Source organism: Neiella marina, assembly GCF_002165625.1.
Taxonomy (GTDB): Bacteria; Pseudomonadota; Gammaproteobacteria; order Enterobacterales; family Neiellaceae; genus Neiella; species Neiella marina.
The window spans coordinates 220,871-242,319 of the sequence record NZ_NGNS01000002.1; the positions used below are offsets into that span (position 1 = coordinate 220,871).

Genomic DNA, 21,449 nt, shown 5'->3' on the forward strand with positions numbered 1-21,449 from the left:
GATGGAAAAGTGCTTTGCTCTTTACCGTTACAGTCATTCTGATGGGACAGCCAAAGAATGGGCCATTTATGTTGGATCAGATAACCAGGAGATTGAAGTTCGGTTTGGAAAAGCCGGTCAATTGTCGCAGCAGCGATTGATTGATTCGACTGATCCTAACGCTGAAGCAGACCGACGAATCAATGAGAAAATCAACAAGGGTTATCGATTGGTTGGACAAGTCGGCATTGATCATCAAGGGAGGCCATTTGAACTCTCAAATGCGCTAGATAGCGTCGCGTGCGCCAATAACGTCAGTTGGGAGTTTCGTACTCGCAAGGACGTCAATGGCCAAATCTCGCTGGCGCAAAAAGCGTTGTTCGATATGGCAAAGCTGCTTGAAGCCTATGGCTTGGCTGTCATTGATGATAACCAGGTCAGGATTGGAGAATGGTCATTAGGGTTTTGCAAAAGCGGATTACCTAGTACCAATCGAATCAGCATGGTGTCAGGTGAAGGCGCTGGCATTGTTAACACTGATGATGGCCCGTGGCCATTGTTGCTGTTACTGGCCTTTAAGCGTCAATTACCAGCATTGTGTTCGCTCACAGTAGCGAGTCCTGAAGGGATAGAAGTATCCGACCAACTGAAGTTGGAAAAAGATGTATTGCGGTTGCTAGGCAGTGATTTAGAGCGGGTTCGCCCGATAGCTGAAGCACTGGACTTAATGCCTGTGAAAATCGATCTCAACCATTCGTCGCCTGATTCGCAAAATTACTATTTTTGATAGTGATGTTGCCATTAGCGCGTCAACTACTACCACCCAAACGGGGGCCATTGCTCCTGTTGGGAGTGGTGCGTCCCCCTCTCGCATGAGGATGCACTATGAGTATTCAAACCCTCGACAAACTCTTGATTTGTCACATCGACTGTTCCATCTGGAGCGGTAGAAAAAAACTAAGGCCTGAAGATTTCAGACTAGCCAATGGCAGCCAACTTCCACCGAAGGATGTTGCCAGCTTAGGGAGTAAAAAAATTTGCGACCCTGAGGCATTGGCGAACTTTGAAAGGCTTAAGAAAGAAGCGCAACGCTTGTGTGAGCAAGTCGGTGTGCGGTTTTTAGGTGGCTATGCCGTCCCTGAAGACCGAATTGATCAGATTGTTCCAGAGCTTGACCGGATCGGTCAGGAGTTTGCGCAGTGCAAGCAGTTGTTCTTGGACAACTATGATCAGGTGACGTTTGACTGGGTTGCAAAACACCCGGAATTTGCAGATGCAATCCGGCGTGCGCTGTCACCCATCGAAGACGTGGAACAACGGCTTCAGTTCGATTATGCCATCTATCGAATGCAACCGGCTGAACAAGCTGGTGGCTTAGATGACAAGGTCAATGGCATGGGACACACCCTCTTTAGGGAGGTGGCTCGTGATGCTAATGAACTGTTTGAGCGTTCCGTTGCAGGAAAGAATCAAATCAGTCAGCGTGCCCTTAATCCTCTTAAGCGGTTAAGAGACAAGTTGGATGGTTTGTCATTCCTGGATCATCGAGTTCAGCCGATGGTTGAAGCGATGGACAATTTATTTGTTCGTCTGCCGAAGACTGGCCCTGTGACAGACAATCTCTATCACGAACTGATGGCGACCATTTTAATTTTGTCTGATCCAGACAAGATGAGAATGCACGGTGAAGGTCAATTGGATATCAGACAACTGATGCCCAAACCTGAACCTAAACCCGCACAGCCAGTATCTGCTCAGGCAGATAACTTACGTGCAATACCACAACCAACCGTCAGACCAAACCTTGGTTCGACTGTACCAAACTCATTTTATTTCTAACGTCCTTGAGGGCATGTTGCCCTGAAGGGCGCATGTCCTCTGAACTATGTAAGAGGAAATTATGCAATCAACCATCCATAACCCCAGCCAACTGAACCAGTTTGAAGCACATTTTCGTGGTGTGACTGATGCGGTTGAAAGTGAATCGATACCAGAAGTGGCGTGTTGTCGAACGTTAGTACAACGGTCGTACTCAACACATAGTGTCGTGATCCCCAAGAACCCTGTTTTGATCGCAGATGCGGACGCACAAGGAGCTTGGGTAACGGCCATGGTATTTGTTCCAAACATGGCATTGCAGCAAACCGCTTTTGAGCGGGCCTGGCTGCAATATCAACACGAGGTGTCTACTCAGTTACAAGACCAGTACGGTCTGACATTGGATGACATCCTGAGTTTAGACCAGCTTAAAACGTCATTTGAGCAGCACGAGAGTCCAGCTCAATTGGTGGCTTGGTTAGGTCAAAAATACGATCTGGATAAGCTAAAAGCACAGGTTTAAACACTTACATTCCCAGCGGGGAAACGCTCCCGCTGAGGGAGTATTCCCCCTAATGATTAGGAGACTCCCATGAATCATCCATTAAAAAACGCACTGCCAATCGTTGCCGCCGCTTATGGCGAAAAGTTTGGTGTGAAGGTGCTTATTCAAGGACAAGATGCGTTTACCGATGGTGAGCGGATTGTGATTCCAACAGCAAACCCAGACGACCCACACTATCAACAGATAGCTTGGGGTTATCTGGCTCATGAAGCGGCGCATATTCGGCATACCAATTTTGACATGGTGCAGAAGGCGTCGTCCAAGCCGATCCGTAAGGCACTTCTCAATATCATTGAGGACGTTCGCATTGAAAACGAATTGGCAAAGGATTACCCCGGAACCCGGCGCAGTATTTCGCAAGTGATTGAGTACATGGTGGACACACAGCAAATGTGTGTACCTGAACAGCTTGAGCCTGCATCTAACTTGCAAGCATGGTTGTTGTTCCGCTTGAGATGCCATTTTCTCGGTCAGAAAGCACTGACGCCTTTGTATCAAGTTGTTGATGAAAGAGTCAGACAACTCTTTCCTGCCGCAGCGATGAGCCGGTTAAGCGCCATGCTGACAGCAGTGCCTAGCTTAGGCTCTACAGGTGAAGTGCTGAAACTTGTCGATGCCATCGTTGCCATGTTGGAAGAAGAATCTCGTCCACCACAGGATGAGTCGGATGCTGATAACGGTAATGACATTGGACAAGATGCGAGTAATGACAGCAATAACAGTAGTGACAGTCAAACCCCGGAAGCAGACTCGTCTGCAATGGGGGATGCTGCTCAAACGGGGGATTCAGATAACTCTGATCAAGCTGACAATTTGCGACAAGCCTTAGAGGCCAGTGCCGCTCAGTTTGAACCCGATACCTTTGCCCAAGTGGCAGAAGTGTTGTCGGAACAAGCTGAAGGACATCAGGGTGTCACTCCACTCAGTTTGCCCCAAGCAGAGCACGCTATGTTGGGTGATGAGGCCATCTTGACCTTATCGGCGTCTGAGTCCGCTCAAATTCGAGCCCGACTTAGGGGCATGGTTCAGTCCAGTCAGGACAATCGGAATCATGCCAAAAGGCACGGTCTTCGAGTTGCAACCCATCGTCTTGCCGCTTCACAAGCAGGTGAGTCGAGATTGTTTATTCAAAGGCAACCTCGCATTGCGCCTAATGCTGCTGTGCACTTGCTGGTCGATATATCGGGTTCAATGGGTAAACCCATTGGCGAAGGTAATCGAAAGTACTTTCATGTTGCCAATGAAGCCGCTTTGGCTTTGGCCATGGCACTGGAAGGCATACCGGGTGTTGTACCTGCGGTCAGTTATTTTCCTGGTATTCATCAGGAAGTTTCTATCGCGTTATTGCCCAAGCAATCGGTTCGACATCGGGCCGCCTGTTTTGACCAAAAACCACGAGGTTGTACGCCTATGGCACAAGCAATGTGGTTTGCGGCAAACAGTTTGTTAGCACAAAAACAGAAGCGAAAGCTAATGATAGTACTAACCGATGGTGACCCAGATGATTGGGCTGCTACGCATGACATTGTTGACCGGTGCAGACGAAGTAGCTTTGAGCTGCTGGGGATAGGGATTCAAACACGCAGTGTTGAGAAATTCTTTCCTCAAAGCATTGTGATTAATGACGTCAAAGATCTAAAGCGTGAGTTATTCGAAGTAACACAACAACTGTTAATTCAGTAACCACATAAACTTTACCACCCTGCGGGGACGATTCCGTCCCCGTCAGGGCATGGGTTCGTCTCCGCTTTTTTTTGGAGACTCCTATGAAAAACAAAAAGTTCTTAGCTGGCGAAGAAGCCGGTACTTACATCGTTCCTGAGCAAGTGACTGAAGCAGATATCTTAGATATGGCGCTCAAGCTTGCCCGTGGTCGATTGAGTAAAGGTCGCAAAATTGAACAGCCATCATCGGCGTTCTCATACCTGCAAACACTGATGCACGAGTATGAGCACGAGGTTTTTGGTGTGCTGTTTCTTGATACAAAGCATCGCGTCATTCGATTTGAAGAGCTGTTCAAAGGCACTTTAGATGCGGCGAGCGTGTATCCAAGGGAAGTAACAAAACGAGCGCTAGAACTTAATGCGGCAGCAGTGATACTGGTTCATAACCATCCATCGGGTGATCCTGAACCGAGTGAAGCTGATAAACGCATTACTCATCGACTTCGTGACGCCTTGTCACTTGTTGATATTCGAACGCTTGACCATGTTGTGGTCGCATCCGAGGGCTGTGTTTCGCTTGCCGAACGCGGTTATCTTTGATGAATGGGCGCATTGCCCATTCTCCTCCATCACAAAAGCAGTCCCATCAACACACATCATCACAGCTCGAATTTCTATTTGAGTTTGATGATGCCCCAGTCACTTGGTCTGACACGGAAATCTGGCAGTTACGCGAAGGCATTCTATTGGATGCGATCCGTGTATTGCTGGATGGTCGCGTCAGTACTCGGTTGCGCAAGGATGTGTTGTCGTGGATTCAAAATGACGAATTAGCGCCATTTTGCTTTCGTGTTTGCGCAATGGCTGCGGTTGTCGATCCTGATGTGCTTCGTGATTCCATCATGTGGCTATTAAGACGACATGGTATCCAGCTTGACTAACGTTCCTGCATTAACCAAACGGCTGAATGCAGGACCCAAGCTGACTTTTACCACCTGCGGTAGGAGTCGGCTTTTTACTTAAGGAGGTTATATGGCGATACCTTTACAGATTGAAACAGTGAGGCCATATCTTAATGGTCAATGGCTTCAGGTATTGGCGGCATTGGTGCCAGAACTTGATGCCGCTATTGCTCGAAAAGGCCGTCATGTGGCTTGCCCTGTTCATGGCGGTCGTGATGGCTTTAGGCTGTTCAAAGATGCTGAATATACCGGAGGTGGCGTTTGTAACACCTGCGGTATCTTTCATGATGGTTTTGAACTGTTGTCTTGGATCAATGGATGGAACTTTGCTCAGTCTATTGAGGCAATCGGCCAGGTTCTTGGTATTCAACCCGGACAAATACAAGCGCCTACTCGGCCAATACCGAGTAACGCTGTTGATTGGAAGGCTAAAAAGCAGGAAGAGGACAAAGCGATTATCTATCGCTTGAATCAAACCTGGGGAGAAACGTTTTCTCTTGCAGATACTCGTGCGCAACCAGTTTGGAACTACTTGCATCGTCGTGGCATTGTGACGCGGCTTCGTCCTGAATGGGATTCGGTGCTGAGGTTTCATCCAAGCTTGCCTTACCATGATGAAGATGGTCTGTTTATCGATAGCTACCCAGCGCTGCTAGGTAAAATCGTTACTCAGCAAGGGCGTTCGGCCACGTTTCATCGGATCTACCTAAGTGAAGATGGATTCAAAGCGCCGGTTGAAAAGCCTAAAAAGATGATGCCGATACCAAGTGACAGAACAATCACAGGTGGTGCCATTCCGATAGGTGAGCCTGGTGAAGTACTAGGTGTTTCTGAAGGTATAGAAACGGCCCTAGCGGTAACCAGAGCAACGGGGCAAACATGTTGGTCGGTTGTGAATGCAACGCTACTGGCTAGGTTTGAACCACCAAGTAATGTGAAAATGCTGTACATCTGGGCAGACCACGATCTCTCTGAGACCGGCCTGAATGCAGCGAATGAACTCAAGAAAAAAGCCTGGCAAAAAGGCATTCTGTCACAAGTCTTGATCCCTCCGATACCAACGTCACTCGGCGTGAAAAGTTGGGATTGGAATGATGTGCTGAATGTTTACGGTGCCATGGGCTTCCCGAAAGTTCATATCTGATCCAAGGGGCTTCGGCCCCTTTTTTTGCGCCTTGCATATTTGAAAAAACATGGAGAATGAAAAAAAGATAACCAATAGGAGAAACAAACATGATGGTATTAACCCTGTTAACAAAGCAGATTGATGGTGAGTTTACGGTTTACTGGAAGACCGGCCTTCGAAGAGGTGGTGAGCTAAAGGTCGATTTAGGTGAGCAATACGACATGCTACCTGAGCAGCAAAAGCCAATTGCAGCTGAGCTTTATGCTATTCATCACCTACTGTCAGTGAAAGAGGTGATGGGGAGTAACCGAAGCGGTAATGGGCTTCAAATCCGGGTCAGTAAAGGAGCTATCAAAAAGTTACAGAAACAACGCTCAACTCAGCATTCACTTTACATCTTGACTAGGTTCTTGCTCACCCGTTACCAAGAAGCACAGATATCGGTAGAGAAGAGGGACGATTGGCTCTCACATTCCTTCGAAGAATACAGCGTCGATAATGCTACAGTGAGAGAAATCGATGAGGTCATCAACGTTCCGAACATTGGACCTGTCGTGGTGACTCGTCATGCACTGGAACGGTTTGTGGAACGGCTTTCAGACGGTGCTCCTAAGCATCCTTGGAAGGCTTTGTGCGCCAAATTGTGTAGCACAGAATTGGCAAAATCATTATTGCCAGAATATATAGCTTCAAACAAAGCCAAAAAATACTTCGTACAGGCTGAGTTTTGGTGTCATGGCAGCTCTGGTATGCACTTTGTTATGGTGCCATCAGCTAACGTACTTACGTTAGTAACAGTGTTTAATAGATAGTCAGAAACACACACGATTCCTTCATCTATCTGGCCAATCGCTCTTATGGGGATCTTTAGCATGTAGCTCTATGAAATTTTCTGGAGCTGACAATGAGAACCCCCTTGTTACCTTGGTTCATCCTATGGGTGACCATCCCAATCATTATTTTCTTTCTATTCATCTTGCCCGCCCATGCCAGTGATGGGCCATTCTATCAGCGTGGTCAGGAAGGCTGGTTTTGGTATCAGGTCATTCCTGAACCTGAGCAGCCTGATGAGCTGATAGAGCCGGAAGCTGGTGTCGTGGAGTCCAGTCAGAGCGAACTAAAGCCCTTCAGTGCCGCCTGGTTTCGTGAGCACATGCAATCGTTTATGGACAAGGCAATTGATGAGCCAACGAGTGAGAATGTCAGAGCCTATCTTTATCTTCAGCGCGTCATGATGGATAAGGGCTCACTATTTGCTGATGTTAGTCAGCAGGTGGTCATGGGCGATCCTGTTTTGGATGAAATCAGTCGCAGACCCTTGGCGACCTACGCTGCTAATCGGATGGACCGAGAAGCTGGCGCTCAACGGGATGTTGCTTTAGGTGAAGTAGCAAAGCGAGCAGGCTTGTTCTTTTTCTATCGTTCGGATTGCCCTTACTGCCACGCTCAAGCGCCTATCATCGAATCAATGGCTTTAAACTACGGTTTCGAGGTATTTGCTATTGCTGTCGATGGCTTGCCTTTACCGGGTGGAGAGTTTCCCAATTTCAAAGTCGATTCAGGACAAGCACAATCATTGTCCGTTACGACTGTCCCTGCCGTGTTCTTAGTTGATCCACCTAATGTCATCACTCCCATTGGCCAAGGTGCAATGAGCCTTGATGAGCTCAATAATCGAATTATTCTCGCAGCCCATCAAGCCGGTTGGATTGACGATCAAACTTACTATGCCACCAGACCTGTTCAACCCGGCGTGTCACTCGCGATGTCAGCCCAAGAGCTTAACGAAAAGATATTACAGGACCCTGAGTTCCTTGTTCGCTATCTGCGTGCACAAGGAGGGTTATAACGATGAAAAAAGTATTCCGAGTATCGCTAATCGCCTGTGCGATTGGTTTTTCATCTATGAGCCAAGCAAGCTTGCAACAGGAGATGAACCAGTTGTTTGGTTCAATGACCAACACCACTGCGCCTGGTGTATTCGAGAGTCAACGGCGTGGTGTGATATCTGGCGGAAGCGTTGTTGTTCGTAACAGGATCATGAACGAGAACCTCGTCTCTATGGTGCCTCCGTCATTCCAAGCCGGTTGTGGCGGCATTGATATGTTCGCTGGAAGTTTGTCATTTGTTAATGCAGATCAGTTTGTTCAATTACTTCGTTCTGTTGCTGCAAACGCCAAGGGATACGCATTCCAATTGGCGCTCAGTGCTATGTGTGAGAAATGCTCTCAGCACATGGAGACACTGCAAAAGAAAATCCAGCAGTTGAACGAGTATTTCGGCAATTCCTGTCAAATGGCTCAGGGAGTCGTGAACGATACCCTGGCTGCTTTTGGTAAAAAGGGGCAAACAGAAGCCAGCATGTTGAGCTCACTTAAAGGGGCTGGAGACGTTTTTACCAGTTGGAGTGAATCCAATGGTAAGAACCCATATGAGAACGCTTCGAGTGTCGCGGCATCTGATGTGAACAAAACGATTAAAGGTAATTTGGTTTGGCGAGCATTGAAACGTCACTCGGCATCAAGCTGGTTTGCATCGGGGGATGACCGTTTCCTTGAAGCGGTTATGTCGGTGACTGGTTCGATCATTGTTGGTGATCTTGCTAATGCCGCTGATGGCCAAGGTAAAGCCCCAAAACTGACCAGGCTGAATGGCAATAAAGTGACTATTGAGCATCTAATTCATGGCGGTAACGTCGCTATGTACCGATGTGACACAGTGACGCAAGACGGTTGTCTGAACCCAACAATCACTAACGTGACTCTTACCGGGTTATCAACTCAGGTAGAAAATTTACTTCTTGGTACAGGTTCTAGTAACGGCATTATTTTTAAGTTTGCTCGAAATACAGGGGCTGCTAGCACCACCGAAAAGGCTTTTATGACCTCGGCTCCTGCCAGCATTGGGGGCATGATTCGAACTCTTTCTGCATTAAATGAAGGGGCCGCTAGATCGTTTGCTTCAAGAGCGGCACCATTTATTGCTGTTGAGATGGCCCGAGCATTGGTTGAAGACATGCTCAATGCAGCTAGAAGTACCTCCGGTGTGGAAGATCATGCCTATGCGAAGTTATTAACGGAAGACCTTGAACGTGCACGTCGCCAAATCAATGAGGAGTACGCCGCGTTGCAGCGAAGATACGGCTCAGAGCAAGAGTTGCTGGCACATTTTAACCAGGTGATTCAGACCATTCGCAAACAGCGTTATTACACCGTTAAATCTACGGCGCTGGGGGAATAGGTCATGTGGGAAATCTATTCCATCGGGGATTCGGCTTTTTTAGAGCAGGTCCTGAACGCTGTCGCGATGATCACTGGTACAGGCGATTTTACTTCAATGGTTCGGATTGGCTTGCTCATTGGGGTATTGATGGTCTCTGTTCAGGCCTTAATGCAAGGTGGTCGAGGGATTAACTTTCAACATGTTTTAGTCTCATGGCTAGTCTTTGCAACCATGTTTGGGCCCAGTACCCGAGTGAGCATTGAGGATGCGTACACGGGACAAGTTCGAGTGGTTGATAATGTGCCCATCGGTGTTGCTGCCGCAGGCAGTACGATTTCGACTGTTGGCTTTCAAGTCACGCGATTGTTTGAAACGGCGTTCTCAACTCCCGCCATGACGGAATACGGCTTTGCATCCAGTTTACAGTCACTGATTAAAGTGAGAAAACAGGTGATGGATCGCTCTGGTTTGGGTGATGCAAATCGTGTCGCCGGTTCGGACATCGAGCAATCGTGGTTTAACTACATCAAAGAGTGCACCTTGATTGGTATCGACATTGGCCAAAAGAACCTCGATCAGGTGCTGAGTGATCCTAACCCGATGACTGCGATTAGGTTTGATTCGCGCATTTATGGCACTCGAATCATGCTCAGTGGTAGCAGTAGCGATCTGGACTGCACCGATGCCTATAGCCAACTGAAACTCATGACAGAATCAACCTTCATTCCAAGGCTTAAACAGGTTCTGTCAGCCTCATTGGGGACTTCGTCAGCAACGGACACTGATGACGTGATCCGAAATGCACTGAATAACCTTGGTTTGGCTTCAGTAAACACCCAAGAGTACATGACCGCGTCGGTGCTTTTGCCTATTTATGAGCAAAGCGTGACGGGCAAATATATGGATGATCAAGCTTTCACCGCAGCCGTTATGGTTAATCAAGCGATTGAGCAGCGCAATACGCAATGGGCGGCGGAGCAGACCCTGTTCCAAAGTATCGTTCGTCCGATGATGACGTTTTTTGAGGGGTTCATTTACGCCATCACCCCTTTGATGGCCTTTGTGATAGCCCTTGGCCAAATCGGGATGCGAATGGCCGGGAAGTACTTGTTAATCCTGCTTTGGATTCAACTTTGGATGCCTGTCATGGCCATCATTAACCTGTATATTCATTTAACCGTTGCTGGGAAAATGTCGTCGCTTGATGCCTTTGCAGGTACAGAAGTGCCATCTTTTGCTGGGATGATGCAGATGGATTCAGTGCTGCAAACCTGGATAGCTACTGGCGGCATGTTGGCGTCGAGTGTTCCGGCGATTTCGCTCATGCTCGTGTATGGCTCAGCAATAACCGCTACCCACTTGGCTGGACGTCTTCAAAACGGTGATGCCATTGATGAAAAGATGGCAAGTCCAGATGTCGCGAAAAATGCCCCGGTAATGCAATCACAGTCAATGTTCCAAAATTCAGCCCTCACTGGTTCTGCTATGACCGGCGCGTCAAACCTACTAAGCAGTTTCTCTGTCGGAAACGCAGTGGGTTCAATGGTCGGCTCTGCAAAAGAATCCATGACTCAGGCAACTCAAGCCTTTAGTCGTCAGGTTGGCAATACCATGAGTCGAACCTTTGGTGAAAAGCTAAGTTACGACAACCTTTCTTCGGTTGGACGTCAGATCGGCTCATCTAACTCAGCATCTAGCGCCGTTGTTAATCAGGTTACTGATGACCTGCAAACTCGGTATGGTTTTGGCGACGATAAAAAAGATGCTGTACGTGGCTTGGTATCTGGCGTGTTATCGGGAGGCTTAAGGGTCGGTGGCGATGGAACCATTACAAATCCCGGTGAGAAAGAAGTTGCTGACAAGGGTTTTCTTGGAAGGCTTCTTGGTACTGGCGGCAATGATTCTCCACAGGGCAACTTGCCAGGAGTGGATAAGCCAGACTCATCTCGTGTACCAAAACTATCAAGGGTACGAGCAGGCTTGGATTTAGGTGGTAACTTTAGTGGCCAAGTTGAGTCATCAGAGGGCAGTTCTCGATCTACGACCGCAAATACGCTCACTGGGGAGATGCAAAGCTTGGCATCAAGTAATTCACGACGTGCTGAGTTTCGCGATGCGATGGTTAAGGACCTTTCAGATTCAAGACGCTCTGGCGTTGAGATGTCGTTGTCTAATCAAGACTATCATTCACTTCAGAGTTCAGCACAAGACGTTATCACGGCATCAAACCGCTTTAGTGAGCTTGATCAGGCCAGCTACAGTCTATCAGGACAAAGGAACACGGATGGTGCGACGTTAACTCGATTAGCAGCGGATAATCCTGAAGTCATGGATTATTTAGGTCGCTATATGAACCAGCATGTTGAAGCAGGTAACCGATTACGTGAAAACCTTCCAATGTATCAGCGCTTGCTACCTGATGATAATCAGGCGTATGTGGCCGCAGCTATGGAGTCTTTAACCTATAGCAACTCCTCGACGCCCGCTGAACGAGACAATGACTATCAAGCAGCAATGACTGTTATGGCCATGGCTACCGGAGCCGATTTACGATCTATTCAGCCACGCTCTAATGAAGGCTTGTCATCAACTGCACCTACTTTTGGTGGCACTCAAAGCCAAGTTGAATCCGGTGTTCTGGGAGGCTATGAGGATGCTGCAACAGTTCAAACGCAGTTCAATTCGGCTCAATCTGCTTACCAAACCAATCTTTCTGGTGTAGATGGACAGCTGAATGCGCATCAGCAACAAGCCCAGCAGGCCGTAGCTTCTGACACAAGTACCTATCAATCTGGACTAAACAGTGAAGCTGGCTCTCAGTGGCGATCTCGCATTATGGCTGATGATAGCGGAGTCTCTGGTGCTGAAATGTTCTTCAACAGCGCCAGGGCTATTGGTGATTTCAGTGGCAAGCATACTGATGCAGCACTGCATACCTTGAATCATTTTGGCGAAGACTATGAGAGTTACAAGGAGCAAGCCCTTGCAGAACCTGGCTCACGAGGTTTCTTGCACAATGCAACGGTGGCCAGCAAATCAACATGGGATGGGTTAAAAGCAGCCGTTGACGCCGGAACCTCTTTGGAAAATCCTTTGACGGCGTTTAATGATGCATACAGTGGATCGAGTTCGCAGTATGCCTCCGAAGTTAACTGGGGCACTAAGTCTGAAGCCATGTTGGCTGGGGCATTCGGTGCGGCAGTTAACAATCGATACGGTGAGTTCTTAGAACAGTACGCCGATGATTTTAAACAGGAAGCATACAGCGAAGGGCAGAGAATGGGATTGACCCCGATTCAAAGTCAAGTGTTCGCTCAAGCTTTCAATGAAGGTTTGGCGGGGCGCGTATTCAACTCTGAAGACTCATCGAGTTGGTCGCCTGAAATGCTAGGTCTAAGGGAGCAAATGCTAAATGAGTATCGTCAAAAGGATGAGAGTGACGCTTACATTCCTGACAGTGTGTCCGAAGAAGATAAAGCATTTGTGGATAAGCAGATAGCGGTGATCTCAAATGCATCCCTTGCGGGAGATTATGCTCAGAACAACTTGATTGATATTAGGGCCTATAACCAGGCATCAGGAAGGAACTGAAAATAGAAGGTAGCCAGCTTGTGGTTGGCTGGCTATTTTTTTGGCTTTTTGGGATACCTTGGATAAAAGCCATCAAAAAACGAATGGAGCTTATACCAATACCATTTTTCTTCAATGCTCAAAGTTCTACCCGAATCTTTAACTTGGTTACTCAAGAATCTAATTCCAGTACAAATAGCTAAGAAAAAGAGTCCCAAACCAACAATTGTCCAACTCGCTTGCCAATATGCGATTGCTACAAGCATAGTGATTATGGCTATAAGTCCGATGGGATTACAGGTCGCTTTGAATCCCAAGTAGCTGAAAAAAAAGACGGTGCAGAACAGAAATGGCAAAGCCGCTAACTTGGCAGATGTCGTTAATATTTCTGATGGAAAAAAATGAGCCGCAGCCAAAGTCGCCAGAAAAAGCCCCAGTGATATAAACCAGCAGCGTGCTGGTAAAGATTTAAGTAAGTTTGTCATCTTCTTAGTACTCTCAAAGTGCACGGGCGGTGCACAATCAAATCATGCATCAGCATGTTAGTTCTCAAAAAGTGCTCTAGTGGTTTGCTCGGCCATAATCTCACACACAGGGCATTTAAGCTGAATGCGCTGTTGTGATACCGTCAAATACAGACTGCCGCATCGACACCGGTGTAAGGATGCAAGCTGTGATCTTAAATCACGAGCTAGAACCCAACCTTCATTGATGGTTAGTTTTTTCCAGGGGATCTCAGCTGGAAGATCTGCTTCTTCTCTTGCAACCAAGTACGCATCGTAAGCCTTCATCAAAGCATCGATATTTAATTGCTTGTAGACATTATCACCACCAATATTGACATAAAGCGCCATCAGCAGAGAGCCTTCAACTAATGCTCTTCTGCTTTTAACGATGGCATCAGATTCTGGCAATTGACCAGGACAAGGTGACTTGCCGGTCACTTCTTTGTGGAGCCTTCTGATAATGTGGATTGGCAAACCTGTATCGAGCGCGATAATGGTTGTTCTAAATCCGTATTTAATAAGCAGCGAGGCTCGGGTAAACAGCTCACTTTTGGACAGGTTATCAATCATGCATCCCCCTTGTTGTTTAGGGTTGATAATAAATAAGCGATTCTTGGGATACCTGTGCCTTTGCTCTTCACCATCTCAATCAGTTGGCTTTGGTTACCCCTTGGTTGAAACAGCATGAATGATGAAGTCGCCACTCGTTGCAGGTCGTCAACACCAGCATTAATCAGTGCATCCACCACGTCGCGTGTAAGTCCAAAGCGCAAGACCGCCTCTTGCGGATCAATTCGCGCTAATTCTCGTGCTGCGTGTAGGTACGCCAAATTTAATTGATAGAAGTCTTGTTGATTGGTTGTCATTGACGGACCTCCAGTTCATGTAAAATATTGCGATAGATAGAAAGCACTCTTTGCCCATACCAGCGTGCACGCTCTTCGTTCCAGCTGTGATAGCGGCCTATGCCAAGCTCTAAATCGTTTGGTGAAGACTTGATTGCTTCGGCCAAAATACTGGAGCCGACAGTTAGGTTGGTGATGGGGTCTAGCAGTTCTGCTGCTGAACTCACCCGATGTCCGTGCCAATGCAAATTGATTTGCATTAGGCCAATATCGAGCTGGTATTTTTCACTCTCTTGCAGTGCTTGGTTTAACAGTTGCTCTGCTTCTGTCTTAGATTTGGCGTAGGTTGCATTTGAACCATTGCGAATTGCGTATGGCCATGGGCTGGTCATGTTGAGACCACGATGTGAGGCGGACTCAGCCAAGGCAACGGCGTAGAGCATGACTGGATCAATACCAACGCTTTGTGCTGCTTTTTCCCACTGATAGCCCGGAAAAGCATAGACTGAAGTGCTTGCGGACATGGCTATCGCTAGGGCAATGGTTTTTGCTTTAATCGTTTTCATTTTTGTCCTCTAATTGATTTCCGAGAAGCGCCTGAATGGCTTTCGGGCTTATTCTTTTTAAAGGCACTGCGCTAAAGTCGGCGATGCCTCTCGTATAAACTTGTGCCGCTTTTGACCAGTCGCCCACGGCAACAGGCGCTTGCATATCAAATCCTTTTTGCTGGTTCTGATGGTCTGCAATACCCTGTAATAGCCTTGGGTATTCACCCACTTCGTCCCGCAGCAAGTAAGCCTGGTAGCGTGTTAAAAACTCTTTTTGCTTAAAGGGGTATTCCCTGTCATCTACCTTGCAGAGTTCAACCCATCCCCCCATGTCTGAAATAACGCGGTGAATAAGCGCATCGTCAAACATCACGGATGTCCAAGCGCCAACCTGACGAACAGCCTTGTCAACTTTGTTCCAAGCAACCATGGCTCTTGAACCCGAGTTGCCATCGATATGCTTGATGACGTCAGCGGGCTTTGGAAAAAATTGCCCAGTATCCGGTGATTGAATATGCCGAGTCAGACCGATTCGCACTTCTTCAATGCTATAAGCACGAAGGGCTTCAAATGCGATGGATAGCAATTGTGGTGATACGCTTTTGCCATACATGGCCCAAGCTGCTCCCCAAACTTCAGCAAACTCGCGTTTATCAACCTCCTGCACTTGAACGAACCTCCCGAATACCTGGTCCGGCCCAGCTTTCAGCAATGCGGCGATTGCTTTCTTCAATGTTCAATTGGTGATTGCTGCCCTTTAGGCTCGTCGATGATTGCTGTACTTCATCAATGCGAACGTACTCGTCTTCCCATTGCCGGTTTAAAAGCCAGTTATGTGGCATAGGGGTCTTAGTCCGATCTTGATACTGCAATCGGTTGTCTCGTTGCTCTTTCCAGCGTGTTAGCACTTCCAAGGCGAGTTCATGGTCTTCATTGAGGCCCATGCGAAGCCATTCTTCTTTGGCTTTCGCTTTTTTTTCTTTGCGTATTTGTACATCCCAGAAGTCTTCAAACTGTATGTGGCCAACAGTTTTAATTGTTGGTTTATTGCTTCTCTCAGAGTCATCCGACCGTTGAGAGTCCCTTACCGGGTTGCCATCAGGCATAAACAATGATGAAAATTCTTCTGGTAGCCGAGCTTGAAAAGCGGCAAGAGATTTCAAAAGCGATGCCATACCAACGAAGTCGGCAGGTACATCTTTAAGCAACCGAAAGGCGGCCTTACCTTGGTTCGGGTTTTCGATTGGGTTGTGCTTCAGAAAGCTCCGAATCAAAGTCCAACCGGATTCCTCGCAACGAATGAGGAAATGATCTTGTTCTAACTCATTTAGAGCCTTGGCAACCTGTTGCTCATCCCAGTTCAAGTCAGAAGCAACGTAACCAATCGGCAATCGAAAGCAGCCAAGCAAATTACAATGTGGGCATGTAAGCAAATACAGTCCTAGCAACTTCGCTGAGTCACTCCAGGACAAAACGTTTTGCTTTAGCCAAAAGCGGGTATAGACCTTGCCATAATCACGCATGGAGGAACTCGCTTTTGTGTTTACGTAAAATGCTGACCATTATTTGCCCTTAATCCTACTGGTTACTGGCTTTCAGCTCGCTTGGGCATTCGGGATAGATGTCCGGTCTTAACTGGGATCGGGTTACCTGTCCTTGCGTAGCTTGTTCGATGGGTAAAACGAATTCAGCGGGAACACGCCCTGATTTATTCAACCAAAACCAGACGTTTTGCTGTTTTGAGTTGATGGCTCGTGCTAATGCTGATTGCCCGCCGACCAAGTCAATGGCACGGCGGAGATGTTTTTGTGTCGTGTTGAACACTTCCATACCGTCTCCTGTTACAATAATAACTGTTACAAGATTGAATGTTACAGTTTAAACTGTAGTTAAGTCAACAGTTAAAATTGTTGAAAGGCTACAGTTTTATTTGTAGAATACGGGCTTATGAAAACTTTATCCGAACGACTAAACCATGCCTTGCAGCTTACTGGGGTGACTCAGTCTGAGTTGGCTCGTCGCATTGGTATCAAACAGCAGTCGATCAGCCAGATTTGCTCTGGTAAATCGGCTAGGTCTCGTTACACCATGCAGATCGCGGAGGCGCTTCGCGTGAATGCTCATTGGCTCGCCACAGGTGATGGCGAGATTGGCTTGGGGGTCGGTAATGTAGAAGTCGGGCCTGATATTAAGGGAAGAATTCCTCTCATTAACTGGGTTCAGGCCGGTGATTGGACTGAAATAGCGGAGGGATTTGCCCATGAAGATGCTGAGGAGTGGCGTGAAGTCACTGGGAAAGCACATGAGGGTTGTTTCGCACTTCGCGTAAAAGGCGACAGTATGGAAAATCCAAGCGGAAAAAAATCCATACCTGAGGGAGCAGTGATCGTTGTTGATCCTGAGTTACCTTACTCTTCAGGTTCATTGGTTGTTGCGCGTTTGGATGATTCGAAAGAAGCAACCTTTAAGCAGTTGGTTATTGATGGTGAACAGAAGTATCTAAAACCTTTGAACCCGCAATACCCGGCAATACCGATCAACGGCAACTGCACCATCATCGGTGTAGTACGACAAGCTATCATCGATTTCTGGTAGCGAAGGAATTTGTGGTTTAGCCACAGTTGTTCATGAGCTGAAGAAGCAACGATTGCAAACAGCTACAACTGAGCATTGGCGCACGCTGAGAGTAAATGGTAACCGATTAGATAACCATTGATTGTTTATAAAGTCAAGATCAGCGAAAATAGCGGCCAATTACGATTAACACGACGGATTTGACAAGCGAAGAACTGAAAAGAGAGTACTTCCAAAAGTGTGTACAAATCCGTGTACAAACTAAAAGAATTTATACATGGCAAACCAAGATTTTCTTAATGAAATCAATAAGCGAAGGACCTTTGCTATCATCTCTCACCCTGACGCCGGTAAGACCACGATTACCGAAAAAGTGTTGTTGTACGGAAACCTGATCCAAAAGGCCGGAACGGTGAAAGGACGCGGCTCCGGGCAACATGCCAAATCCGACTGGATGGAAATGGAAAAAGAGCGGGGCATTTCGGTCACGACTTCGGTAATGCAGTTCCCATATGGTGATGCCTTGGTCAACTTGCTCGATACACCGGGTCACGAAGACTTCTCGGAAGATACTTATCGTACCCTGACTGCGGTGGATTCTTGCTTGATGGTGATCGATGCTGCCAAAGGTGTTGAGGACCGGACCCGCAAGTTGATGGAAGTGACACGTTTGCGCGATACGCCGATTGTGACTTTCATGAACAAGCTCGACCGTGACATTCGCGACCCGATGGAGTTGCTCGATGAAGTTGAGAATGAACTCAACATCATGTGCGCGCCGATTACTTGGCCGATCGGTTGTGGTAAAGAGTTCAAAGGTGTTTATCACCTGTTGCGCGATGAAGTGATTCTTTACTCCAGTGGTCACGGCCACACCATTCAAGACTTAGAAATCGTCAAAGGCCTCGATAACCCTGAACTTGATGACAAGATCGGCGATGGTTTAGCTGAACTCTTGCGCGAGGAGTTGGAGCTGGTGGTTGGTGCCTCAAATGAATTCGATCAGGAGTTGTTCGATTCGGGTGAGCTGACGCCAGTGTTCTTCGGTACTGCATTGGGTAACTTTGGTGTCGACCACATGCTTGATGGCTTGACCGAGTGGGCACCAACGCCGCAGCCGCGTCAGACCGACGAGCGACAAGTGGAAGCCAGCGAAGAGAAGTTCTCTGGCTTTGTCTTTAAAATCCAGGCCAACATGGATCCAAAGCACCGTGACCGTATTGCCTTTATGCGCATTTGCTCAGGCAAATACAGCAAAGGCATGAAGATGCGCCATGTCCGAATTGGTAAAGATGTCAGCATTTCTGATGCCGTGACCTTCTTAGCTGGTGACCGTAGCCATGCCGATGAAGCCTACCCTGGCGACATTATTGGCCTACACAACCACGGTACGATTCAGATTGGTGATACCTTCTCGCAAGGCGAAGCCTTTAAGTTTACCGGTATTCCGAACTTTGCGCCGGAGATGTTCCGCCGTATTCGTTTGAAAGATCCGCTCAAGCAAAAGCAATTGCTCAAAGGTTTGGTTCAGCTTTCAGAAGAGGGCGCGGTGCAGGTCTTCCGGCCGATTGATAGCAACGACTTGATTGTTGGTGCGGTCGGTGTGCTGCAGTTTGACGTCGTTGTTGCGCGACTGAAAACTGAATATAAAGTTGATGCGATCTATGAGTCGGTGAGCGTTGCGACGGCTCGGTGGGTTACTTGTGATGACGCCAAGAAGTTGGATGAATTCCAACGCAAAGTGTCGACTAACTTAGCGCTCGATGGCGGCGACAATCTGACTTACATTGCGCCGACCATGGTCAACTTGAATTTGGCGATGGAACGCTACCCAGATATTCAATTCCACAAAACCCGCGAACACTAAGCTCCTCTGTGGCTGCCTGATACTTCAATGTCAGCGCAGCCAATAAGTAGCACCATTCGGTGACGCTCAAGTCCATCCTTGGAGCGCTCTACAGCCAGCTTCCATGCTGGCTGAAGCACCTCACACCGCTACTTATTAACTGCTTCAGCAGATTTAGCTGCGCCGAATTTTACTCTTAGCGGGCTAGCAATTTCTGGCGAAGGCCTTCTGCAGCATGGATGCTGCAGCAGAGCCTACATGGAAGTATTTACGGCGTGTCTGAGTCAGAGGTTGGTGGCCCGCGTAGCTAGAGGTGCTATCATGGATGATTTCACGGCGTCACGCGCAATGAACTTTCACTTCGGCTTAGGGCTCTGCTAGCTGAATGGCACAGCAGCTAATAAGCAGCGCCATTCGGTGACGCTCAAGTCCATCCTTGGAGCGCTCTACAGCCAGCTTCCATGCTGGCTGAAGCACCTCACTCCGCTACTTATTAACTGCCTTAACGAGCTATTGAGAGCTGCTACTGACGGCGATAGACTTCGACCGATAGCGCAGGCTGCAGCAAGCTGGTTGTGCCGCTGCTAGCTGCGGTAATCGAGCCGCTGGTCGCAGGATACACTTCCTGCCATTCACTATCGCTATCCAAGTTCAGCGCAATGGATTGTGAACTCGAGCTGTAGTTCAGCACCACCAACAGCTCCTCATCGCCTTCGGTACGAGTGAAGCTCAATACCGAATTTGAGTTGCTCGACAGTAGCGACAAGTCGCCGGTTTGCAAGGCTGGTTCAGCATTGCGAAGTGCAATCATCTGCTTGTAGAAGTTGAGTAGTGAGTTGGCATCAGCTTGTTGAGCTTCAACATTGTAATCAGCAACGTTGTTGGCTAAGTCTCGGTATGGTGAGCTTTCAGTAAAGCCGCCAGTGCGGTTGTCACCGGTCCAGCTCATCGGGGCTCGCAGATCCCAATCATTGCCCTGACCATTGTGATTCATGCCGATTTCTTCACCGTAATAAATAAACGGAATGCCCGGCAAGGTTAGCAAACTAGCCACCGCCATTTTGTAGCGTGATTCATTGCCATTGAATTGTTCCATCAGTCGGGCGCCGGCAAATCGGTCATGGTTTGCCAGTACCAATGCTGTGTTATGGAGATTTGGCTGATTGAGGTAGCCGTTAAGGGCTGGGTCTAGCCTGCCTGTTCGTGCGGTATTAACCAACGCATAGTTCAAGCCAAAGCCAAAGGCCGATCCGCAGACATCATCACTTGCCATTTCAAACGAATGACTTGGAGATTCACAGACCATATAGCGGTTTTGGTATTGGCCAACGTTGTCCTGAATTTGCTTCAGAATCGAGAAGGTTTCTGGGTGGCCTTCTAATTGACCATCGTCACCTTCGACCAAATGAGACACAGCATCAAAACGAAAACCATCAACTCCGAGGTTGAGCCAATAGCGCTGTGAATTGTAGTGATAATCGAGCACATCGGGGTTTTGTAAATTAAAGTCTGGCATTTGATCCCAGAAAATCCCGAAGTAATATGCGCCATTGCGGCTATGCCAAGTATCTCCCGATCCCCAGGGTTGTGGCCAATAGACGTAGTCATCGCGCCACATGTACCAATCACGCTTATCTTCAATGCTGTCGACTGAGTCCAAGAACAATGGGTTTTGTGCCGCACTGTGGTTAATCACATAGTCGATGATGACACCGATACCACGGGCATGGGCTTCATCTAAAAAGCGCTTAAAGCTTGCAGCATCGCCATAGTCTTGTTCATAGCCGCGATAGTCAGTGACCGCATAGCCATGGTCACGATCCTGGCTGCTCATGGTTGGCATCAGCCAAATACCTTTGACCCCCAACGATTCGATGTAATCGAGCTTTGCCGTCAAACCGTCAAAGTCGCCATAGCCATCACCATTGCTATCGAAATAGGAGCGCACGAAGATTTCTAGAAATACCCCTTTTCGATACCAATCGGCAGGCAACCCCGTATCGTTATCTTCAAAAGCCACAGCGCTCATATCGAGGCTGTCACTTTTTGGGGTTGTAGGATTAGCTGGCGAGGAGCTTGAGCCGCCCCCGCCGCAAGCGGAAATTAAGGCAGCCGAAACCGCCAAAGCAACTGCGGGCAGTCGCCATGTTGTGTTATTACCTAGCATTTTTGTTACCACGTTATTTTTGTTTATATGAACAACAGTCTTTGTGCTGTTGTTTCT

Annotated in this window: 21 protein-coding genes; 13 read left to right on the top strand and 8 right to left on the bottom strand. The window is 47.8% G+C overall.

All coding sequences use genetic code 11. The features are described 5' to 3' along the window. Position 1 precedes the first annotated feature (1 nt). The 11 genes from CBE68_RS02785 (at position 2) to CBE68_RS02835 (ending at position 12,927) form a co-directional block, all read left to right on the top strand. Positions 2–766: a hypothetical protein gene (locus CBE68_RS02785; RefSeq protein ID WP_443093998.1), complete on the top strand. Its 765-nt coding sequence runs from the start codon at positions 2–4 to the stop codon at positions 764–766. A gap of 98 nt (positions 767–864) precedes the next feature. Then, positions 865–1,818, top strand: coding sequence for a DUF3150 domain-containing protein (locus CBE68_RS02790; RefSeq protein WP_000027441.1), 954 nt, complete (start codon positions 865–867; stop codon positions 1,816–1,818). A 61-nt stretch (positions 1,819–1,879) separates the two neighbouring features. Continuing rightward, positions 1,880–2,320: a hypothetical protein gene (locus CBE68_RS02795; protein ID WP_024015929.1), complete on the top strand. Its 441-nt coding sequence runs from the start codon at positions 1,880–1,882 to the stop codon at positions 2,318–2,320. A 69-nt stretch (positions 2,321–2,389) separates the two neighbouring features. Further along, positions 2,390–4,045, top strand: coding sequence for a VWA domain-containing protein (locus tag CBE68_RS02800; RefSeq protein ID WP_087504537.1), 1,656 nt, complete (start codon positions 2,390–2,392; stop codon positions 4,043–4,045). 83 nt (positions 4,046–4,128) lie between these two features. Next, positions 4,129–4,626, top strand: a complete 498-nt coding sequence (gene radC / locus CBE68_RS02805; RefSeq protein WP_000791199.1) for a RadC family protein — start codon at positions 4,129–4,131, stop codon at positions 4,624–4,626. Beyond that, on the top strand, positions 4,626–4,967 hold the full coding sequence (locus CBE68_RS02810; RefSeq protein WP_087504538.1) for a plasmid-related protein: 342 nt from the start codon (positions 4,626–4,628) through the stop codon (positions 4,965–4,967). The genes radC and CBE68_RS02810 overlap by 1 nt, the downstream gene beginning before the upstream one ends. A 91-nt stretch (positions 4,968–5,058) precedes the next feature. Then, positions 5,059–6,132: a DUF7146 domain-containing protein gene (locus tag CBE68_RS02815; protein WP_087504539.1), complete on the top strand. Its 1,074-nt coding sequence runs from the start codon at positions 5,059–5,061 to the stop codon at positions 6,130–6,132. Between the two features lie 89 nt (positions 6,133–6,221). Then, on the top strand, positions 6,222–6,926 hold the full coding sequence (locus tag CBE68_RS02820; protein ID WP_023584066.1) for a hypothetical protein: 705 nt from the start codon (positions 6,222–6,224) through the stop codon (positions 6,924–6,926). Positions 6,927–7,018: 92 nt separating this feature from the next. Next, entirely contained in the window at positions 7,019–7,963 is a 945-nt protein-coding gene (locus tag CBE68_RS02825) for a thioredoxin family protein (protein ID WP_087504540.1), read from the top strand. A gap of 2 nt (positions 7,964–7,965) precedes the next feature. After that, a complete protein-coding gene (locus CBE68_RS02830; protein WP_011788529.1) occupies positions 7,966–9,354 on the top strand; it encodes a conjugal transfer protein TraH in 1,389 nt (462 codons plus the stop codon). A 3-nt stretch (positions 9,355–9,357) separates the two neighbouring features. Next, positions 9,358–12,927, top strand: a complete 3,570-nt coding sequence (locus CBE68_RS02835) for a conjugal transfer protein TraG N-terminal domain-containing protein (RefSeq protein ID WP_087504541.1) — start codon at positions 9,358–9,360, stop codon at positions 12,925–12,927. A gap of 32 nt (positions 12,928–12,959) precedes the next feature. Here the strand turns inward: CBE68_RS02835 and eexS are convergent, their stop codons facing one another. Genes eexS through CBE68_RS02870 form a run of 7 tightly spaced genes read right to left on the bottom strand, consistent with a single transcriptional unit; the run spans position 12,960 to position 16,635 of the window. Then, a complete protein-coding gene (eexS, locus tag CBE68_RS02840) occupies positions 12,960–13,391 on the bottom strand; it encodes an entry exclusion protein EexS (RefSeq protein ID WP_087504542.1) in 432 nt (143 codons plus the stop codon). 57 nt (positions 13,392–13,448) lie between these two features. Then, on the bottom strand, positions 13,449–13,982 hold the full coding sequence (locus tag CBE68_RS02845) for a FlhC family transcriptional regulator (protein WP_000566753.1): 534 nt from the start codon (positions 13,980–13,982) through the stop codon (positions 13,449–13,451). After that, positions 13,979–14,278 carry a flagellar transcriptional regulator FlhD gene (locus CBE68_RS02850; protein ID WP_000210563.1) on the bottom strand — a complete coding sequence of 100 codons (300 nt, stop codon included), beginning with the start codon at positions 14,276–14,278 and terminating at the stop codon, positions 13,979–13,981. Before CBE68_RS02850 ends, CBE68_RS02845 begins: the two co-directional genes overlap by 4 nt. Next, complete coding sequence (locus tag CBE68_RS02855; protein WP_087504543.1) at positions 14,275–14,823, bottom strand: lytic transglycosylase domain-containing protein; 549 nt, start codon at positions 14,821–14,823, stop codon at positions 14,275–14,277. Before CBE68_RS02855 ends, CBE68_RS02850 begins: the two co-directional genes overlap by 4 nt. Next, positions 14,810–15,472: a DUF6475 domain-containing protein gene (locus CBE68_RS02860; RefSeq protein WP_007105460.1), complete on the bottom strand. Its 663-nt coding sequence runs from the start codon at positions 15,470–15,472 to the stop codon at positions 14,810–14,812. Before CBE68_RS02860 ends, CBE68_RS02855 begins: the two co-directional genes overlap by 14 nt. Beyond that, complete coding sequence (locus CBE68_RS02865; protein WP_087504544.1) at positions 15,459–16,328, bottom strand: hypothetical protein; 870 nt, start codon at positions 16,326–16,328, stop codon at positions 15,459–15,461. The genes CBE68_RS02860 and CBE68_RS02865 overlap by 14 nt, the downstream gene beginning before the upstream one ends. 55 nt (positions 16,329–16,383) lie before the next feature. Further along, positions 16,384–16,635, bottom strand: coding sequence for a helix-turn-helix domain-containing protein (locus CBE68_RS02870; RefSeq protein WP_000451746.1), 252 nt, complete (start codon positions 16,633–16,635; stop codon positions 16,384–16,386). 117 nt (positions 16,636–16,752) lie between these two features. On the opposite strand from CBE68_RS02870, the gene CBE68_RS02875 reads away from it, so the two are divergent. Both CBE68_RS02875 and prfC read left to right on the top strand, forming a co-directional pair. Next, the gene (locus tag CBE68_RS02875) at positions 16,753–17,400 is read left to right on the top strand and encodes a LexA family protein (protein ID WP_000854920.1); all 648 of its coding nucleotides are present in this window, start codon (positions 16,753–16,755) and stop codon (positions 17,398–17,400) included. A gap of 256 nt (positions 17,401–17,656) precedes the next feature. Continuing rightward, complete coding sequence (prfC, locus tag CBE68_RS02880; protein WP_087504545.1) at positions 17,657–19,246, top strand: peptide chain release factor 3; 1,590 nt, start codon at positions 17,657–17,659, stop codon at positions 19,244–19,246. Between the two features lie 502 nt (positions 19,247–19,748). On the opposite strand, the gene CBE68_RS02885 is transcribed toward prfC, so the two are convergent. Continuing rightward, positions 19,749–21,254: an alpha-amylase family glycosyl hydrolase gene (locus CBE68_RS02885; RefSeq protein ID WP_158100476.1), complete on the bottom strand. Its 1,506-nt coding sequence runs from the start codon at positions 21,252–21,254 to the stop codon at positions 19,749–19,751. Positions 21,255–21,449: the final 195 nt, after the last annotated feature.

Bases quoted from the DNA above. Each gene is read 5' to 3' on its own strand.
- CBE68_RS02785 (WP_443093998.1), top strand. From the start codon at position 2: ATGGAAAAGTGCTTTGCTCTTTACCGTTACAGTCATTCTGATGGGACA.
- CBE68_RS02790 (WP_000027441.1), top strand. From the start codon at position 865: ATGAGTATTCAAACCCTCGACAAACTCTTGATTTGTCACATCGACTGT.
- CBE68_RS02795 (WP_024015929.1), top strand. From the start codon at position 1,880: ATGCAATCAACCATCCATAACCCCAGCCAACTGAACCAGTTTGAAGCA.
- CBE68_RS02800 (WP_087504537.1), top strand. From the start codon at position 2,390: ATGAATCATCCATTAAAAAACGCACTGCCAATCGTTGCCGCCGCTTAT.
- radC (WP_000791199.1), top strand. From the start codon at position 4,129: ATGAAAAACAAAAAGTTCTTAGCTGGCGAAGAAGCCGGTACTTACATC.
- CBE68_RS02810 (WP_087504538.1), top strand. From the start codon at position 4,626: ATGAATGGGCGCATTGCCCATTCTCCTCCATCACAAAAGCAGTCCCAT.
- CBE68_RS02815 (WP_087504539.1), top strand. From the start codon at position 5,059: ATGGCGATACCTTTACAGATTGAAACAGTGAGGCCATATCTTAATGGT.
- CBE68_RS02820 (WP_023584066.1), top strand. From the start codon at position 6,222: ATGATGGTATTAACCCTGTTAACAAAGCAGATTGATGGTGAGTTTACG.
- CBE68_RS02825 (WP_087504540.1), top strand. From the start codon at position 7,019: ATGAGAACCCCCTTGTTACCTTGGTTCATCCTATGGGTGACCATCCCA.
- CBE68_RS02830 (WP_011788529.1), top strand. From the start codon at position 7,966: ATGAAAAAAGTATTCCGAGTATCGCTAATCGCCTGTGCGATTGGTTTT.
- CBE68_RS02835 (WP_087504541.1), top strand. From the start codon at position 9,358: ATGTGGGAAATCTATTCCATCGGGGATTCGGCTTTTTTAGAGCAGGTC.
- eexS (WP_087504542.1), bottom strand. From the start codon at position 13,391: ATGACAAACTTACTTAAATCTTTACCAGCACGCTGCTGGTTTATATCA.
- CBE68_RS02845 (WP_000566753.1), bottom strand. From the start codon at position 13,982: ATGATTGATAACCTGTCCAAAAGTGAGCTGTTTACCCGAGCCTCGCTG.
- CBE68_RS02850 (WP_000210563.1), bottom strand. From the start codon at position 14,278: ATGACAACCAATCAACAAGACTTCTATCAATTAAATTTGGCGTACCTA.
- CBE68_RS02855 (WP_087504543.1), bottom strand. From the start codon at position 14,823: ATGAAAACGATTAAAGCAAAAACCATTGCCCTAGCGATAGCCATGTCC.
- CBE68_RS02865 (WP_087504544.1), bottom strand. From the start codon at position 16,328: ATGCGTGATTATGGCAAGGTCTATACCCGCTTTTGGCTAAAGCAAAAC.
- CBE68_RS02870 (WP_000451746.1), bottom strand. From the start codon at position 16,635: ATGGAAGTGTTCAACACGACACAAAAACATCTCCGCCGTGCCATTGAC.
- CBE68_RS02875 (WP_000854920.1), top strand. From the start codon at position 16,753: ATGAAAACTTTATCCGAACGACTAAACCATGCCTTGCAGCTTACTGGG.
- prfC (WP_087504545.1), top strand. From the start codon at position 17,657: ATGGCAAACCAAGATTTTCTTAATGAAATCAATAAGCGAAGGACCTTT.
- CBE68_RS02885 (WP_158100476.1), bottom strand. From the start codon at position 21,254: ATGAGCGCTGTGGCTTTTGAAGATAACGATACGGGGTTGCCTGCCGAT.